We start from the raw sequence: 17,647 nt of genomic DNA on the forward strand, positions 1-17,647 counted from the left end.
GCTTGCTGTGACTTTTAGCTGTTTAGTAATAGTAATAAATACTATCTATGCATTCTGTGCTACTTATGCAAAATCAAAGCTATCCTCGCAAAAAAGGGGGACGATACTTAATAAGGTCAGTGGTGGAGTATTCGTCGGATTTGGCGTTGGTCTCTTGCAGCGTCAAGTAAATAATTTCATGCCATAACGTAATCTTTATGGCATCTACTTGCGCCTGTTTAGATCATTTTACTTATTCAAGATAAGAGCGGTTTATGCCAACATTGAATGCGCAACAATTAATACAACACAATAAAATCATTTTATTCGACGGGCAGTGTAAGCTATGCAGCGCGTGGTGCAATTTTATTATTAAACACGACAAGCAGTTGCATTTTAAACTATGCAGTGTGCAGTCTTTAAAAGGCCAAGCGATACTAAGTTACTTTAACTATGCAACAGATAATTATAAAACTATGATTTATGTTGAAAATAATCAATGTATTACGCAAAGTGATGCATTTATTAATATTGTTACGCAGCTTGGTTGGCCTTGGCAGATAGCTAAAATATTGCGAATAATTCCCAAATGCCTACGTAACTGGGCGTACGATCGCATTGCGTTTAATCGATATCGCTTATTTGGCAAGTACGATTACTGTCGTATACCAAACAGTGACTATGATCAGCATTACTTATAAGGCATTAAATGTTGTGTTAAAATCGCCGCAGTTAAATTGAGTAGAGACAAATAATGGCCAGCACTGCACACGCATTACATATTTTGGTTAAGCATAAAGAACTTGCTGAAGATATCATCAAGCAATTAAAAAAAGGCGCTAAGTTTCAAGTGCTCGCTAAAAAGCATTCAACCTGCCCGTCAGGTAAAAAAGGCGGTGATTTAGGCGAGTTTAAACGCGGCCAAATGGTTCCACAGTTTGATAAAGTCGCTTTTAGTGCTGAGATCTTAGAGCCACATTTAGTTAAAACCAAATTTGGCTGGCATGTTATCAAAGTGCTGTATAGAACGTAAGAGTAAATAAAGTTAGCGAGAGTAAAGTTAGCTAGAAAAACGAGTGACTTTGATTTAAACGTAAAAACCACCTACAAAGGTGGTTTTTACGTTTAAGCATCCAGTAACTTTAGCTGCCAACGGCACTTGGTTGTACATCTAAGCCGTAACCAAACATTACTGCAAGCACTAATACAATTGATGCGGCTAACATTAACTTAAGTAACAATGGTAAACAAAAGCGGAACCAATGGCCGTAAGGTACGCCCGCCATCCCTAAAATCCCCATTAAGACTGCATTAGTTGGGATGATCATATTTGAAAAGCCATCGCCAAATTGATATGCAAGTACAGCCACTTGGCGTGGCACGCCGACTAAATCGCCCAGTGGGGCCATCAGCGGCATAGTTACATACGCTTGCCCAGATCCTGATGGAATAAAGGTATTGAGTATTGTTTGAATGACTAACATTCCAATGGCTGAGATCTCGGCGTTCACATACGAAAGTGGTAGCGACATACCATGCACTAAACTATGCAAAATTTGCCCATCTTCCAGTATCAAGGCAATACCACGGGCCACACCAATTAAAATAGCGGTAGTTACGAGGTCTGAGACCCCTTCAATAAAACGGTTGGCAGTTTCATCTGCTGATAAGCGCCCCAGTACAGCAACAATCGCACCCCAGGCAATAAATACACCGCCTAGCTCGTATAAGTACCAACCTTTAGTGGCAATACCCCACACAGCGACAGCAAGAGTGATGATAAAACTGCCTAAAATTAGTTTATGGCGCAGCGCAAGTACAGGATACTGCGGTGTTGCTTTATCGCCTAAAGGGCAAGGTACATCAAGCATCATGGATTTACTTGGATCGTTTGCGACTTTTTTAGTGTATTGCCACACATGGTGAAAGCCAATTAATACAAACGGCACGAATATCGCCAAACGTAACCATAAGCCAGAATACACTGGAATTTCAGCAATTTGCTGAGCAATTAACACCGTAAACGGGTTAAACGCCGATACCCCATAACCAATCCCGTAACCTGCCACAATCATACCGACAGCAGTCATTGCATCAAGGCGCATGGCTTTACATAAAGCGACTAAAATCAGCACAAACGGAATGTATTCTCCCGCAGTACCAATGCTGCTCGATGCTAAGGCAAAGCAAAATACCACCATAAAAATAAGTCGTTGTGGTTGTCTACCATGGCGTTCAAGTAAACGACCAATCAACGCATCAACCGTGCCGGTAGCACGGGCAATGGCAAGTACGCCGCCAACAATCAATACAAAAAAGATCACATCTTGCGCAGCGGCAAAAGCACGCGGAATAGCGGTTAATAAATCCCATGGGGTCAAATAATGACGTTCTGCAACAGTTTGATAGGTGCCGGCGATCACCATTTCTCGGCCAGAATCAGATAATGTAGTATCAAAAAATCCCTGCGGTACTAGCCACGTAGCAACTAACGCAGTGACCATCATACCCAGCAGTAAAATTAAAGTATGCGGCACTTTAAAAGAATTACTCATACGTTCTCCATTTTTATAATTAGTGCAGCGAAAATATAGACGCTACTTTTTGTGAAGAATACCACGACTTGTAAAATCACAATAAAAATAGGCACGCAAGTCTGTAAAGGAATGTAACAGGGAAGAGCCATGCTTATAGTTAGCTGGTTCAAGAAAAAACAGTCATTAGTTTAAAGTGGGTGTCTTTAAATTGGGTTGTTCTCCATTTTTATAATTAGTGCAGCGAAAATATAGACGCTACTTTTTGTGAAGAATACCACGACTTGTAAAATCACAATAAAAATAGGCACGCAAGTCTGTAAAGGAATGTAACAGGGAAGAGCCATGCTTATAGTTAGCTGGTTCAAGAAAAAACAGTCATTAGTTTAAAGTGGGTGTCTTTAAATTGGGTTGTGTAATAACACAATATTTACGCAGACACCCATCTTAAAATTAGCTTAACTTTTAAGACTCATGTGATACTTAATACAGTGCTATATCTTTACAGCTTGTGTTAAGTTATTTGCATAGAAACCAAAATACAACAAGGAGAACGGTTCATGGTGGTAGCGGGAGCTTTACTGTTATTCTGTGGCAAAATGGGGGCAGGTAAATCAACCGAAGCTAAAAAAATAGCTCTTGAACGTAATGCCGTGCTTATCAGTGAAGATGACTGGTTGGCTACACTTTACCCTGACCAAATCAAGTCGTTTGAAGATTATATTAACTACTCTGGTTTATTGAGATCTTTACTCAAAGTTCATGTTCAAAATATTCTGCAAGCTGGCGCGACTGTGGTTATGGATTTCCCTGCTAATACAAAAAAACAGCGAGCATGGTTAAAAATTTTAGCTACTGAAATACAAGCTAATATTGAGTTTACTTACTTAAAAGTATCGAATGAGTTATGCCTTCAGCAAATTGCCCGGCGATGCATTGAACAACCAAATAGAGCTGCATTTGACACTGAAGCTGTGTTTAATCACGTTACTCAATATTTCGAAGAGCCAAGCGATAGTGAGTTTTACAATATTAAAGTAATTGATAAAGAAACGATGTAAGGTTGCCATGCTCTTACGTATTTACTGGTTTTTTTGAAAGGGATATTATGAATTACGTTAGTCTTTTTGCGTTCTTAGCTTTTGCCTCACTTGTCAATGCAAATACGGCTTTGCCAGATAACCGGCATATTGTAGTCACCGGGGAGGCGCAGTTAAAAGCAAAGCCTGATATTGCTGTGATTAACCTCGAGGTGGAAAGTTTACAAGTCTCTAGTTTAGATGCGAAAAAGGATGTTGATAATCGGATCAATAGTTTTTTAGCTGGCCTCTCTAAGTTTAATATTGATGAGAAAAATGTTTCTGCTTCAAGCATTAACACGCAGCCGAGTTATTCGTATACCGAGAGTGATAAACAGCAATTGGAAGGCTATACAGCTAACCGCAGTATTAAAGTAACATTAACGGATATTAAGCGCTTGAATGCACTCCTGGATTTTGCACTGAGCGTAAAAATTGATGCAATTAAAAGTATAGAGCTAAAATCATCAGCAGCGAAGGCTTTAAAAGCACAAGTCAATGCGATGGCTGTGAATGATGCAAAAGAGAAAGCCAGCTCATTAGCCAAGGCATTTGGTACTAAGCTTGGGAGTATTTATAGTATCAACTCGGCTGCCAATAATAGTTTTAATCGGTATGGCGAAAATCAAGCTATTGAACGGATAGAAGTGACTGGTAATCGGACTCAGCAATTTACAAGCCCTGGTAAGTACTTGCAGGAAAATATTGTTTTTTCGGCATCAGTCAGTGCCGTATTTGATTTAGAACTCACTGATTCAACAGCACCCTAAGATTGGCACATAAGGTAAAAAGCCACGTAACTTAGTTGAAGTGACCCCCAATAGTTGTTACATGGCTTTTTATTTTACTGCTATGCTTCTTGCTCGGCGATTTGTTTAAAGGCTTGCACAAATGCGTCGCTTGGCTGGCCGCCAGTGAGGGCGTATTGCTCGTTAATGATAAAAGTTGGCACTGAGGTAATGCCCATCTGTTGAAGCGCACTTTGCTCGCTACGAACCTCTTGGAAATACTCACCAGAGTCTAAAATTTCTTTTGCGCGGGCTCTATCAAGGCCTACGCCTTGCACTACATCAAGCAGCGTATCTTGCTCATTTAAATAAACTAAATCAGTAAAGTGTGCTTTAAAAAATACCAGTTTTAATTCAGTTTGCTTGCCTTCAGTGGCAGCCCATGTAAGTAAACGATGTAAATCAAAACTATTGATCATGATCCGTTTGCCGTCAAAATTAAAGTCAAAGCCTGCTTGCTCGCCCATCTCTAAAATACGTTTACGGTTTTCGTCACCTTGCTCTTCAGTGAGACCGTATTTTTGCGCTAAATGCTCATTTAAATCTTGGCCTGCAACGGGCATATCAGGATTTAGTTCGAATGGCTTCCAGCTGATCTCAGCTGTAAATTCGTCACTTAATTGCGCAAGGGCTGTTTCAAGGTTTTTATAACCAATAATGCACCATGGGCACATAACGTCTGAAACTATGTCGATTTTAAGCTTTTTCATCAGTGAGCCTATTTTTTACAAAATGTAACAGGGATATGCAGGCGAGGGGGAGTAAATTCAAGGGGGGCTATTGTTAGTTTTTATAAAGCTACATGGCAGGGGGCTTACCGTGCAGCTTTAGTTAAATTAACCTGCTAAGCCAAATGGGTCGTCAATACTGTGAGCTGGCTCGGTAAACCACTTAGGGCCGTTGTCGGTCATGTAAAAATGATCCTCTAAGCGAACGCCAAATTCATCGGGTACAACTAGCATAGGTTCGTTACTAAAACACATGCCTGCTGCGAGCGGGGTTTTGTTACCACCAACTAAATAAGGCCATTCATGAATGTCTAAACCAATACCGTGACCGGTGCGATGCGGACAACCAGGGGTTTGATATTCAGGACCTAAATCTTGTGCGGCCAAATAACTGCGTGCTGCAGCATCAACGGCCTCACAAGGTGCACCGATTTTAGCGGCGTTGAAGGCGGCGATTTGCGCGGCTTTTTCGTAATCCCAAAACTGGCGTTGGCGCTCTGTGGCCTCACCAAACACATAGGTGCGGGTAATATCTGATAAATAATCATGTACTTTACAGCCAGTATCAATCAGTACCATATCGCCTTTTTTAAGAATTTGCGGGTCTTTCACGCCATGTGGGAACGAGGTTGCAACGCCAAATAATACGATGCAAAAATAGTTACCTGGAGCACCTACTTTTTGGTGTGCTTGCTTGATAAACGCTTCAACTTCAGTGGTGCTGATTCCTTCGTGTAACATACTTGCAGTTGCTTGGTGAACCGCTAACGTCATATCCATAGCGCTTTGCATCAGTGCCAGCTCGTTGGCTGATTTATGCATTCGACAATGAGCGGTCACAGGTTGTGCATTGACTAGGTTTAAGCCAGTTTGCGCTTTATTTATACCGTCAAAAATAAAGAATTGTGCGCTTTCGTCAATTCCCACAGTACCATTGGCTGCAATGCCCATTTCGGTGATTATATTTACAAATAATGCATAGGGATTTTCGTGCTCTTGCCAGCCACGAATTGGTCCATCAATTACTTTAAAACCATTAAGTGAGCCAATTTCAAAATACGGGGCAATGTATTGTAAGTCGCCCTTGGCAGGTAAGATAGCACCTACCAGTCGCTCGCTTGCATACCAACGCATGCCTGTAAAATAGGCAAGGTTAGTGCCTGCGTTTAGATAAATCGCATCAATGCCATTCGCTTGCATATAGGTTTGTGCATTAGCGATACGTGCTAAGTGTTCATCAGCTTGAATAGCCGTCAAATCGCCTGTCATATCACTTAGGCTGGCTAATGCCTGCTCTTTAGTTTGGGTACCAATACCAAATATTGTCATGGTGCTCTCCTTTATTTGTATTTGGCTATTGTGCTTGCGCCACTGCTGTACTGCAAGCGAGTTGCGTTGAAAAGCGGCTCATACAATTGGATTGTAAATTAATCTGTGGTGGATGGTTTTAACTCTTTGGGCTATTAGCTCTACTCTCACGGAGTTTTTTGTTTACTCTAAATTATTGTATTAAAATAAAAATACAGATTTTATGTTTGGTTTCGCGGCAAATAACGATGAATATGACCTAAAACTAAGCCGTTTGATAATAGGCAATTTTGTACTCGCATTCGAGTGCGTGAAGCTCAAGGATTGGTTATTTTTGAAGCTCATAAAGGCGTAACTGCCACGTAACTGTCTGTTTCGCAGATTGATGAAATGTTCGACCTGCGCGCATCACTAAAAACCGAACTGCTAAGCCACTCAATTAAAAGTCTAACCGACTAAGGTTTAATTTATGCTGAACTTATTTAACAGGGCTAGAATTTGCCATGGGTTCAGATAAGACCGGTTTAGATGAGGCAGGTTTAGATGACACCCACCTCGCGACTGACGGTTTAAATAGCCGCTTTTATGGCAAACTCTACAGCCGCGCAAGGGCCCAAAAACCCGTTAGTTGTTTAATATATAGTAAAAATTTAGAATGTTATGTTCGTATGTATATTTTATTAGCTGGCGGCTAAACCAATGCACTGCGCGATAAACTCATAGCTAAATAGTATTTAGCCTATTTCAAAAGATGTTACACCGAATACTTTGTCCAGAGGTAAATGTGGCTTTTCTTTGGTGTACATTCTTGCAGTTTCAAATGATGGCTTCATGTTATAGTGTTCTGCTAAAGCTAGTGCGGCTTGATTAACTTCGGGTATATCAAGGTATATCGTTTCGTCATAACGTGTTGATGTTTTTAATGCTATAAAAAGAGACTCTGCTAATTTAGCTGTATTTGCGTATAGTGGAGCTATTTTAAAGCCTTCGCGACAAGCTCTGATCACGCCATACCCAGCTAACCGACCATTTTCTAAAAAGGTTTAGATGACACCCACCTCGCGACTGACGGTTTAAATAGCCGCTTTTATGGCAAACTCTACAGCCGCGCAAGGGCCCAAAAACCCGTTAGTTGTTTAATATATAGTAAAAATTTAGAATGTTATGTTCGTATGTATATTTTATTAGCTGGCGGCTAAACCAATGCACTGCGCGATAAACTCATAGCTAAATAGTATTTAGCCTATTTCAAAAGATGTTACACCGAATACTTTGTCCAGAGGTAAATGTGGCTTTTCTTTGGTGTACATTCTTGCAGTTTCAAATGATGGCTTCATGTTATGGTGTTCTGCTAAAGCTAGTGCGGCTTGATTAACTTCGGGTATATCAAGGTATATCGTTTCGTCATAACGTGTTGATGTTTTTAATGCTATAAAAAGAGACTCTGCTAATTTAGCTGTATTTGCGTATAGTGGAGCTATTTTAAAGCCTTCGCGACAAGCTCTGATCACGCCATACCCAGCTAACCGACCATTTTCTAAAATACCTAATGCTTTACTGTTAGGTTGATTTATCCAGTTTTGAGTAAAGCCAGATCTATCCGCGGGAAATAATGTTTTGTCATATTCTTTTATATCTGCAAAGGGCAAGGTTGCCAGTTCTATAGTTTCTAAATTCTCAGGAGCATAACCACCACCAGAACCTTCGAATCTAATATTACGGTAAGCCAGTTTAAATCCTGATTTTTTATAGTTATCCTGCTGTTCAATCACCCCATCAAGACCAATATTGCAGTGTTTAAGGTAGGCAAGACCGGCTTGCCAAATCTGCATGCCGTAACCTTTGCCACGATATTCAGGTTTAACAATATAAAAGCCTAAAAATGCAAAACTGCTATCGTATTTTACAACCGAAATTGTAGCGATCGCTTCATCACCAAGGTAGCCGATTAAAAAACCATTGGGGTCAGCTTTATAATAATTATGAGCGTCGTGCAGGCCTGGATTCCAGCCTTCTTTCGCTGCCCAGTCAATGGCAATGCCCACTTCTTTTTCTGTCATTACTTTGATAGTGAAGGCTTGATCTTGCATGTTAACCCCTATTAGTTATTCTATCGACTTAGTTTTTTAATCTAGCAGCTATAAACTTAAAATGATGATTATAAATAGAACAACTATTTTGTATCAATAAAGTCCTAAATAATTAACTCTTTTTTAGTCTATTTCTCGTTACACATTTGTTACTATTTATTAGTTTCAAGAAATCAAAGCTATTTGTAACTTATGGGTGCTATTTTCAGCCGATATCTGTTGGATTAAGGTGAAACCGATGGTAGTGATGCATAAAGTTTAATGGCTGATGCTTTACTAATTGGCGGCAATCATGAGCATAAAATATTTAGTAAGCTGCTTTGCAATAATAAGTCATATTCTTGTTAAAAAGTGAACCAGCCTTGAAACTGAGTAGGAGCGGATCGGTATTTTTATCAACGCTATTGCGCCAAAAAACGCAAGGATATACTGTATACAAAAAAATAATCATGACTCAAATGTTATTTATTGATTCCGACAACTAAGTAAAGGTGTTAGATATTTATATTTTTGTTGAGGATAGGAGCGCTCAACGGGTACATCTGTAAGTGCTTGCGCTGCATTAGCTTTTCACCGAAGTAGTTTGCGTAAGTGTATTTGTAATTGCTAAACATATATTGTCTAATTGAGCCAAGCGATCCCTTAAAACTAGGATTTATATTTCGATGAACAGTCAGCTTTTTCAGCGCCAACAGACTTTAAAACAACAATTAACAAGCGAAAATTTAACCGCCATTTTACTATTAGGTCATGAGAATATTCGCTATTTAAGTGGTTTTAGTGGTAATGCCGCGTATGCAATAGTGACGCAAACAAGCTGTGTACTAATTACCGATTATCGCTACTTTGAGCGAGCACAAGCAGAGTGCCATGGTTTTGAAGTGATCAGCCGTGACCGTGATAACGAAAGTTTAGGCGATTGTATTAATCGGTTTTTACCAGCTAACAGCCGTTTAGGTTTTGATGCTGCATTTATTAATGTGGCGCTTTGGCAGCAAGTAGCGAATGATTTGAGTGGTCATACATTATTACCAATTCAAGGACTAGTTGAACGTCAGCGCATGGTCAAAACTGAATGGGAAGTAACGCAAATCAAAGCTGCCGCCGCCATTGCTGATGATGCATTGGCACAAACATTACCGTTTTTTAAAGCTGGTGTAAGTGAGCGAGATTTAGCGCTAGAGCTTGAGTTTAGAATGCAAAAATTAGGCTCTGAGGGGATGTCATTTGCGACCATTTTAATGTTTGCTGAACGTACCTCTTTACCACATGGCAGCCCAAGTGACCGCCAGCTCAAAGAGGGGGATTTTATTACTTTGGATTTTGGTGCGGTTGTTAACGGTTACCGCTCAGACATGACTCGCAGTTATGTGTTAGGGAAAGCATCTACAAAACAAACCCAAATATACAATACTGTTGTAACTGCGCAACAAGCGGCAATTGATTTACTTAGTCCCGGTGTTAATTGTGTTGATTTACAAAACGTATCGCAACAAATGTTAGACGCCTCAGGCTTTGGTAAATATGCAGGACAAGGGCTTGGTCATGGGCTCGGATTATTTTTACATGAACAGCCTTTTATAAATATAAACTGTAAACATCAATTAGAAGTTGGCAATGTGATCACCATCGAGCCTGGTATTTATATTCCTGATTTTGGTGGTGTGCGCCTTGAAGAAGATATTTTAATTACACCAACAGGCTATGAAATATTAACTCATGCTCCCAAACCATTCGAATTGGAGCTGTGATATTGTAAATTGTAGATACAACGTAGGTTAGTTTTAATTTAAAAGATAAGTTAAAAGACATCCACTACTTTTAAAAATTAAAATGACACCCAAGTTCAATACAGTTACATGAGTTTTTATGTGTCTAATGATATTAAAAAACTCTTCTCAGAATAGTAAATGTTCATTTTGGGGCGAGTATAGCAAATAACTGGCAGCACAAGCTTCAGCCTTGAGCTGATAAAAAGTAAAGAGTTGTTTTATATGGTATTACGCTAATAGTTTTTCGCAATTTTTGAGGTTACTTCGTCGTTTAAAGTGTTGGTGTTTACAATACCGGTCAATTGCATCTGGTTTACCAACAGCACCATGAAAGACTTTAGTAAACTTACTGGTGATTTTTAGCCAGTTTTCAGGGCATATGTTTAGTTGCTCTAGTAGCGGTGGCAAAGAATGATCTATATAACCTGTTTTATCTGTTCTTATGCAGCGCCCTGTTTTATCAACAAGGTTTAGGTAAGAGTTCAGTTCAAAAGGCAAACCATTTACAGTGTGTTTTGTCGTTAAACCTGCAAAGCGAAATAAGGACCTAGGTTGTTTGGCATTTTGTGCTGCTGCAATACGTTTTTTAATACTTGTATAATTTGAGTTTTCAGGTGATGAAGCGGTTCCAGCACGGATTGGGTTTAGATCGACATAGGCCATACAAGCCACTAGTGCTGACTCATCAAGTAAAGCTTGAGATTTAAAGCGTCCCTCCCAAAATCTACCTTTACAATTATCTTCTTTATTAGCTTTGCGAGCAATGTACTCATTAAGTGATCGCATAAACCAGCTAATGTCCATTAGCCTTGAACGATATTCTCCAATGCTAGACTTTACTAATTGCAGTTCGACAGTAGAGAGCACCTCATTTTTCACAAAGCGTTGAGTTAATAAAGTACCTTTAAATGCTTTGTGCCAGCGTAAAGCAATGGCTTTATCATTTAGGCGGTTAGCTTTATTATTATCTACATGAAGGATGATATGTGTATGATTACTCATCACAGCATAGGCGCATACATCAATACAAAATATTGAAGCGAGCATTATAATTTTATCTTCAACCCATTCTCTGCGGTGCTCATACGATTGGCCCGTATGCTTGTCTATGCCACATAAATAAGCTTTTCTTACGCAACGAGATATACAGTGATAGTAGCGAGTATCACTTAGGCTAATTTGTCTTTTTCGAGCGATTGCCATAAAACCTCCAATGTTGTGTTTCTATAAAAATACTAGTCACTTTATATAGGACTGCAACTTTATGATGGGTTTGAATTGGAATCAGTTGTTGAATTTAGATTTAAATGGGTGTCATGTAAGTTTATATAGGATTGTAACTTTATGATGGGTTTGAATTGGAATAAGTTGCTGAATTTAAATTTAAGTGGGTGTCATATAAGTTTTTACTTTATATAGGACTGCAACTTTATAATGGGATTGAATTGGAATCAGTTGCTGAATTTAGATTTAAATGGGTGTCATGTAAGTTTATGTATTGAATTTAGATTTAAGTGGGTGTCATGTAAGTTTTTTATCATTATGCGACTTGTAATAAGGTGTAATGTTTTATTTCATGTCGACGTTTACGCTTATAGGGCTGTTAATCCTAGCAGCGTAAACGTCACAGGAACTCGACAATGATTACTTCAAAACTTTTATTTGTGGTTTTACTTGGTACGGCATCGATTGCGCATGCTGGTACGCAGTACACAACACAACCTGCAAGCAATATTACGACAACATCGGCGCAGTTAAATGGTTATTCGGCATCTACTATTGGCTTAAGTGGTGAAATAATTGATTATGGTGAAACCACAAACTATGGCTTTAGTGTTTTAGTCACACCCGCAGGAGTTAATGGCCCTGTGAGTGCGCAAGTAGCTAATTTAGATTGTGGAACGCAGTATCATTTTCGGTTTCATGGTGATCCAAAACCGCCCAGAACAACACTGCAAGGTGAAGATCTCACTTTTACCACGCTACCATGTAACCCCACTATATTAAACAATATCTCCCTAGAAACAGGTGGCCAATATTACGTTGTGGCTGAGAATAATGGGGGGGATACAGTGAATGCAAATCGTCTTGCAATTGGTCCATGGGAGCAATTTAATTTAATAGATATTAATGGCGGTGATTTGCTAAGTGGTGATGAAATACATATCCAAACAACATCAGGATACTATTTTGTGGCAGAGCAAGGTGGTGGGGCTGCACTTAATGCAAACCGAACTGCGGCATCAATATGGGAAACGTTCACGATAGAATTACCAAATAACCCTGGTGCATTAATTCAAAATGGTGACAACATCGCGCTTAAATCGATTAATGGTTATTACGTACAAGCGGTCAATAATGGTGGTTTTGGAACCAATGTTCTGCCTACAGTTATAGGTTGTAATGCAATGTATCCTTGCTCATTAGAAATGTTTAAAATAATATTTTAAGTGTGGGTCGCAATTACCAAAACAGTCTATTGTAAGGTAGTTGCGACTTTCAATATAATACGTTGCACTTGCTGCTGAGGTTTACTCCATAGCGCAGTGTTAACAACCGTATCAAAGTATGATATTTAATTATTCAAAGTATATATGACACTCTTAACAATCATTTTCAAAGCTCAGCTGCTCTATTTAACGAGGTTTTTTAGCATAGGGTAGACGCGTTATAGCGTGTGTTTTGTGATAACTATCTAAGCCGCTAATGGTGACGGTGTTGATTGACTCTAAATCGATAAAACCATCCTCTAAAATTGCTGAGTCTTCAACATGTAAGTCTATAATCTCACCGATTACTAACTCAGTGCCATTTACGGCAAGGTGTTGATGCTCAACAAATTTAACTGCATACTTTAAACGGCTTTGAGCAACAAACGGAGCCGAAAAATTAGCCAGATACTCGGTTGTAAGGCCTGTAGCATCAAATTCAGATTCATTTTTATCGTAACGGGCAGAAGTCTGGTGAGCTTGTTCCACAATCTCGCTATTCACTTGGTTAATAGTGTAAACACCGGTTGCTAAAATATTCTCGAAAGTATGACGAGGTACACTATGTGGGCGCATAATCATACCTACAAGCGGTGGATGCGCGCCAAGGTGAATAACCGAACTTACAATTGCTAAGTTGGTGTTGCCTGCACTATCTTGAGTACCAATTAAGTTGGCACTTTTAAAACCAGATAGTGAGTTTATTAAATGCGTACGGTAGTGTTTATCTAACTGACTAATGGCGTCTGTTGTAAAGTGCATGGTTTATCCTTACCAGTGTATGTGCTCACCTTGCCAATCAATGTAGGCGGGTTGACCTACCTCAGTGAGCTGTTCAGGTTGTTGTAAAAGAGTATAAAGTTGTGATGCTACAAACTCAGGTGTAAAGAGCTTACCTGCGGGTACATTTTTTTGAAACGGCTTAGATAAATTAGTATCTGTTGTGCCCGGATGAAAAAGAATTAAACGTGTTTGTTTTGCGCGTCGTTGCAGTTCAATAGCTGCTGTTTTGAATAACATATTAAGTGCTGCTTTTGAGGCGCGGTAGCTGTACCAGCCGCCTAAGTTATTGTCTGTAATACTACCTACTCGCGCACTTAAGGCCGTTATGGTACAAGGTATTTTGTGGCTAAGTAGCGGCGCGATTGCTTGCAGGCACAAAATAGGAGTCAATGTATTGGTGTTGAGTAAGGTATTGAAATAATGCTCATCGATATCGTCGAGTTTTTTTTCAGGCATAGATTGCGCATAATGTAGCTGGCCGTTAAAAATAACTACCTGAGTTGGGTATATTGCGCGCTCTTTAAGTAAGTTTGTTAATTCACTTAAGCGTGCTTTGGAATAGTCACAAACAAACTGCTCAACAGCAATACCGACAGCGGATGTGTCAATAGAGCTGCGACTTACACAAAAAACCATAGCCTGTGGATCGTGTTTGGCAATTTCTTTTAGATACGCATTTGCAATTTCACTACTTGCACCGAAAATAATATAAGCGTTAGTCATTATTTTATCCCACAACTTGATTGGCAGAAAATGCGTGTGATCTGTCTGCGGTACTTAGCAAACAGGCGATAACCTAAATCGGCAATAAAGCGTATTATGGGTAATTGTAGCAGCTTTAGCCATGAATGACGGCCAACCGTTTGCCATGCTTCAAATGTGACATCTAATCCGTAAATCATTTCACCGTTATCACGCTGGCCATGCAAAAACGCCATGGCATCGTGGCGTTTTATGTTTATAAAGCGCTGCTCAAAATCATCTTTATTTATATCTTCGAGTATTATTTTGTTGTGTGTGTCAGCACGCTTAAGTGAATCCATTTCTTTAACACAAAGCGGGCAATTACCATCGTAAAAAATAATCATAGTTACTCAAAATTCATCGATTCATTATGTCTTGTTACGAAATAGAATAAGCCTTGGATCTGTTAAATTATCCATTTGGATGATATTAATAGAGTCTTACAAATATAAAGGTAAGCAAAGTGTCGATTTTTTACCGCATTTTACACTCCACACTTAAAAATTGAACACGGCTTATTATTAGTACCTTTATGGTATAAACATCAACAATGGAGTATCAGGAATGAGTGAACAATATGCCGCCTTGCGTGGGAACGTTAATTTATTGGGGCAATTATTAGGCCAAACAATCAAAGACGCCCAAGGACAAGCGATTTTAGATAAAGTAGAAGAAATTCGAGCTTTAGCTAAGTCATCCCGCACAGGAAACGAGCAAGACCGCCATACCTTAATTAATGTTCTGCATGCTTTAACCGATGAAGAGTTACTGCCAGTAGCACGTGCTTTTAATCACTTTTTGAATTTAGCCAATGTTGCAGAGCAGTTTCATACTATTTCCCGTTTTAATGACGTGGGTTTTTGTCAGTTAAGTCCGTTAACACAAACTTTAAAAGCATTAGCTAGCCACGCACAACAGGGTAAAATAAATCCCAATGAAATCGCAGAAAGCTTAGCCAAACTGCATATTAATTTAGTTTTAACTGCACACCCAACTGAAGTAACTCGTCGTACAATTATTAACAAACACGTTGAATTAAGTGATTGCTTAGCGGCTCTTGAGCGCACCGATAACCTGCCTTATGAGCGTGAAAATATATTAAACCGTATCGCACAGTTGATCAGCCAAGCATGGCATACTGACGACATCCGTCGTTCACGTCCAACCCCAATTGATGAAGCGAAATGGGGTTTTGCAGTTATCGAAAATAGTCTTTGGCACGCCGTTCCGCGTTTTTTACGAGACTTTAATAAAGAAGTAAAAGAGCACCTTGATTTAGAGTTACCAAACGATTACAGCCCCGTTGAATTTACCTCATGGATGGGGGGCGATCGCGATGGCAATCCATTTGTAACAGCATTAGTGACGCAGCAAGTGCTGGATCATGGGCGCTGGATGGCACTTGATTTATACAGTCGCGATATCGACACTTTAAGCACTGAGCTTTCTATGTCACAAGCCAGTGATGAGCTAGTCGAGCTCGCTGGACAAGATTTTGAACCGTATCGTGCGGTATTAAAAGTACTCAAAGCGCAAGTGAGTGAAACCGTTGCTCATCTTGGCGCTAAAATTATGAATAAGCGCACCGATGCACAAGACATCGTTACTGACATTGAGCAGTTAAAGCAGCCGCTTGAGGCATGCTACCGTTCGTTGCTTAAGAGTAACATTGCGGTGGTAGCCAATGGCTTATTATTAGATGTGTTACGTCGTATTAATAGCTTTGGTATTCGTTTAGCTAAACTTGATGTGCGCCAAGACTCATCACGCCACAGTCAGGTATTTTCAGAGCTCACTCGTTATTTAGGTTTAGGTGATTACGACCAATGGCAAGAAGAAGATAAGCAGGCATTTTTATTAGCCGAGCTTAACTCTCGTCGCCCGCTTATTCCTAAACATTGGCAACCAAGCGCTGATGTAAAAGAAGTCCTCGACACCTTTGATGTAATCGCCAAGCAAGATGCGTCGACGTTTGGTTTATATATTATTTCAATGGCACGCACAGCCTCTGATGTATTAGCAGTACAACTGCTATTAAAAGAAAGTGGTTGTAGTTTTAAACTGCCTGTTGCACCATTATTTGAAACCTTAGATGACTTAAATGCAGGCAGCGATGTTATTACTCAATTGCTTGATAATAACTGGTATCGAGGCCAAGCTGAGGGCATACAGAATGTTATGATAGGTTACTCAGATTCAGCCAAAGATGCTGGCATGATGGCTGCCGGATGGGCGCAATACGAGGCAATGGATAAGCTTGTACAATTGGCAGAGCAACGTGGTATTGAGCTGGTATTATTCCATGGCCGTGGTGGTACTGTTGGTCGTGGTGGCGCACCTGCTGCACAAGCCTTACGTTCACAGCCACCAGGTTCACTCAAAGGTGGCCTGCGTGTTACCGAACAAGGGGAGATGATCCGCTTTAAGTTTGGCCTACCTAACGTGGCGCTGGAAAGTCTAAACATCTATGCCGGTGCTGTGCTTGAAAGTAATTTGTTACCACCACCAGAGCCAAAAGATGAATGGCGTGATGTAATGGCGTTGATCAGTGAAAAGTCATGTGAGCATTACCGTAATGTAGTGCGTTTTGATGAAGACTTTGTGCCGTACTTTAGAATGGCAACACCAGAGCAGGAACTATCAAAATTACCGCTTGGTTCGCGTCCAGCAAAGCGTAATCCCAATGGTGGTGTTGAAAGCCTGCGAGCTATTCCGTGGATTTTTGCTTGGAGTCAAAATCGCTTAATGCTACCAGCATGGCTTGGGGCACTAACAGGTTTACAAGCTGCACTTGAAAAACATGGCATAGATACCCTTAATGAAATGAGTCAGCGTTGGCCGTTTTTCAGAGCCCGTCTAGAAATGCTTGAAATGGTATTCAGTAAAGCGGACTGTTGGTTAAGTGCGCATTACGACGACGCTTTAGTTGAAGAGCAATACAAACCACTTGGTGAAAAACTGCGTAAAGAGCTCAAGCAGGCTATTTCACTGGTACAATCGTTAAGCCCACAGCAAAGTTTGCTTGCAGATCAACCTTGGATAAAAGAGTCTATTGGTTTGCGTAACCCGTATACGGATCCATTGAATGTGCTTCAAGTTGAGTTGTTAAAACGTTCGCGCGAAGCGGCAGAAGGCAGCTCTGGTGACATTGATAACGCGTTAATGATCACTATGACTGGGATTGCCGCAGGTATGCGTAATACCGGTTGATTATCCAATAATTAAGTGTGGACTTCTTTGCTGTGTTTAGCAGCGAGAGGTCCATTAATTAGTTAATTGAGCACTAACAGTGCGCTGTGCTGGTAAGGTTCGGCGCATATATTACCAAGTAAGTTATATTTATCCGCATTAAA

At 40.0% G+C, this 17,647-nt stretch carries 17 protein-coding genes; 8 read left to right on the forward strand and 9 right to left on the reverse strand.

The genetic code is table 11. The features are described 5' to 3' along the window. The first annotated feature begins 254 nt into the window (after positions 1–254). Positions 255–680 (forward strand): thiol-disulfide oxidoreductase DCC family protein, encoded by a 426-nt coding sequence (locus tag PVK79_RS08230; RefSeq protein WP_182730795.1) that lies wholly within the window; start codon positions 255–257, stop codon positions 678–680. A gap of 53 nt (positions 681–733) precedes the next feature. After that, entirely contained in the window at positions 734–1,012 is a 279-nt protein-coding gene (gene ppiC, locus PVK79_RS08235; protein WP_182730794.1) for a peptidylprolyl isomerase PpiC, read from the forward strand. A gap of 109 nt (positions 1,013–1,121) precedes the next feature. On the opposite strand, the gene PVK79_RS08240 is transcribed toward ppiC, so the two are convergent. Next, positions 1,122–2,534, reverse strand: coding sequence for a YfcC family protein (locus PVK79_RS08240; RefSeq protein ID WP_182733956.1), 1,413 nt, complete (start codon positions 2,532–2,534; stop codon positions 1,122–1,124). 539 nt (positions 2,535–3,073) lie between these two features. On the opposite strand from PVK79_RS08240, the gene PVK79_RS08245 reads away from it, so the two are divergent. Both PVK79_RS08245 and PVK79_RS08250 read left to right on the forward strand, forming a co-directional pair. After that, positions 3,074–3,574, forward strand: a complete 501-nt coding sequence (locus PVK79_RS08245) for a P-loop nucleotide/nucleoside kinase family protein (protein ID WP_257326905.1) — start codon at positions 3,074–3,076, stop codon at positions 3,572–3,574. A gap of 47 nt (positions 3,575–3,621) precedes the next feature. Continuing rightward, positions 3,622–4,362: an SIMPL domain-containing protein gene (locus PVK79_RS08250; RefSeq protein WP_257326907.1), complete on the forward strand. Its 741-nt coding sequence runs from the start codon at positions 3,622–3,624 to the stop codon at positions 4,360–4,362. Positions 4,363–4,442: 80 nt separating this feature from the next. Here the strand turns inward: PVK79_RS08250 and PVK79_RS08255 are convergent, their stop codons facing one another. Together PVK79_RS08255 and PVK79_RS08260 are read right to left on the reverse strand one after the other, a co-directional pair. Continuing rightward, positions 4,443–5,090 (reverse strand): DsbA family oxidoreductase, encoded by a 648-nt coding sequence (locus PVK79_RS08255; RefSeq protein WP_257326909.1) that lies wholly within the window; start codon positions 5,088–5,090, stop codon positions 4,443–4,445. A gap of 126 nt (positions 5,091–5,216) precedes the next feature. Further along, positions 5,217–6,437, reverse strand: a complete 1,221-nt coding sequence (locus PVK79_RS08260; RefSeq protein ID WP_182759413.1) for a M24 family metallopeptidase — start codon at positions 6,435–6,437, stop codon at positions 5,217–5,219. A gap of 482 nt (positions 6,438–6,919) precedes the next feature. Between PVK79_RS08260 and PVK79_RS08265 the strand changes: the two genes are divergently transcribed. Next, a complete protein-coding gene (locus tag PVK79_RS08265; protein WP_257326910.1) occupies positions 6,920–7,111 on the forward strand; it encodes a hypothetical protein in 192 nt (63 codons plus the stop codon). A gap of 39 nt (positions 7,112–7,150) precedes the next feature. Here PVK79_RS08265 and PVK79_RS08270 read toward each other — a convergent pair whose 3' ends face one another. Both PVK79_RS08270 and PVK79_RS08275 read right to left on the reverse strand, forming a co-directional pair. Further along, the gene (locus tag PVK79_RS08270) at positions 7,151–7,423 is read right to left on the reverse strand and encodes a GNAT family N-acetyltransferase (RefSeq protein WP_257326911.1); all 273 of its coding nucleotides are present in this window, start codon (positions 7,421–7,423) and stop codon (positions 7,151–7,153) included. A 231-nt stretch (positions 7,424–7,654) separates the two neighbouring features. After that, on the reverse strand, positions 7,655–8,506 hold the full coding sequence (locus PVK79_RS08275) for a GNAT family N-acetyltransferase (RefSeq protein WP_257326912.1): 852 nt from the start codon (positions 8,504–8,506) through the stop codon (positions 7,655–7,657). 665 nt (positions 8,507–9,171) lie between these two features. Between PVK79_RS08275 and PVK79_RS08280 the strand changes: the two genes are divergently transcribed. After that, on the forward strand, positions 9,172–10,257 hold the full coding sequence (locus PVK79_RS08280) for a M24 family metallopeptidase (protein WP_182730788.1): 1,086 nt from the start codon (positions 9,172–9,174) through the stop codon (positions 10,255–10,257). Between the two features lie 249 nt (positions 10,258–10,506). On the opposite strand, the gene PVK79_RS08285 is transcribed toward PVK79_RS08280, so the two are convergent. Then, positions 10,507–11,481: a transposase gene (locus PVK79_RS08285; RefSeq protein ID WP_182759415.1), complete on the reverse strand. Its 975-nt coding sequence runs from the start codon at positions 11,479–11,481 to the stop codon at positions 10,507–10,509. A 437-nt stretch (positions 11,482–11,918) separates the two neighbouring features. On the opposite strand from PVK79_RS08285, the gene PVK79_RS08290 reads away from it, so the two are divergent. Next, positions 11,919–12,728 (forward strand): fascin domain-containing protein, encoded by an 810-nt coding sequence (locus PVK79_RS08290; protein ID WP_257326913.1) that lies wholly within the window; start codon positions 11,919–11,921, stop codon positions 12,726–12,728. Positions 12,729–12,914: 186 nt separating this feature from the next. Here PVK79_RS08290 and PVK79_RS08295 read toward each other — a convergent pair whose 3' ends face one another. From PVK79_RS08295 to PVK79_RS08305, 3 genes are read right to left on the reverse strand one after another with little or no spacing between them, the layout of a single operon-like run. After that, the gene (locus PVK79_RS08295; protein ID WP_145234432.1) at positions 12,915–13,529 is read right to left on the reverse strand and encodes a flavin reductase family protein; all 615 of its coding nucleotides are present in this window, start codon (positions 13,527–13,529) and stop codon (positions 12,915–12,917) included. Between the two features lie 9 nt (positions 13,530–13,538). Continuing rightward, positions 13,539–14,273: an SDR family NAD(P)-dependent oxidoreductase gene (locus PVK79_RS08300; RefSeq protein WP_257326915.1), complete on the reverse strand. Its 735-nt coding sequence runs from the start codon at positions 14,271–14,273 to the stop codon at positions 13,539–13,541. Then, positions 14,273–14,638 (reverse strand): thiol-disulfide oxidoreductase DCC family protein, encoded by a 366-nt coding sequence (locus PVK79_RS08305; protein WP_182730785.1) that lies wholly within the window; start codon positions 14,636–14,638, stop codon positions 14,273–14,275. Before PVK79_RS08305 ends, PVK79_RS08300 begins: the two co-directional genes overlap by 1 nt. Positions 14,639–14,858: 220 nt before the next feature. On the opposite strand from PVK79_RS08305, the gene ppc reads away from it, so the two are divergent. Further along, positions 14,859–17,504, forward strand: coding sequence for a phosphoenolpyruvate carboxylase (gene ppc, locus PVK79_RS08310; RefSeq protein ID WP_182777431.1), 2,646 nt, complete (start codon positions 14,859–14,861; stop codon positions 17,502–17,504). Positions 17,505–17,647: the final 143 nt, after the last annotated feature.

It is taken from the genome of Pseudoalteromonas rhizosphaerae, assembly GCF_028885455.1.
In the GTDB taxonomy this organism is placed as follows: Bacteria; Pseudomonadota; Gammaproteobacteria; order Enterobacterales; family Alteromonadaceae; genus Pseudoalteromonas; species Pseudoalteromonas rhizosphaerae.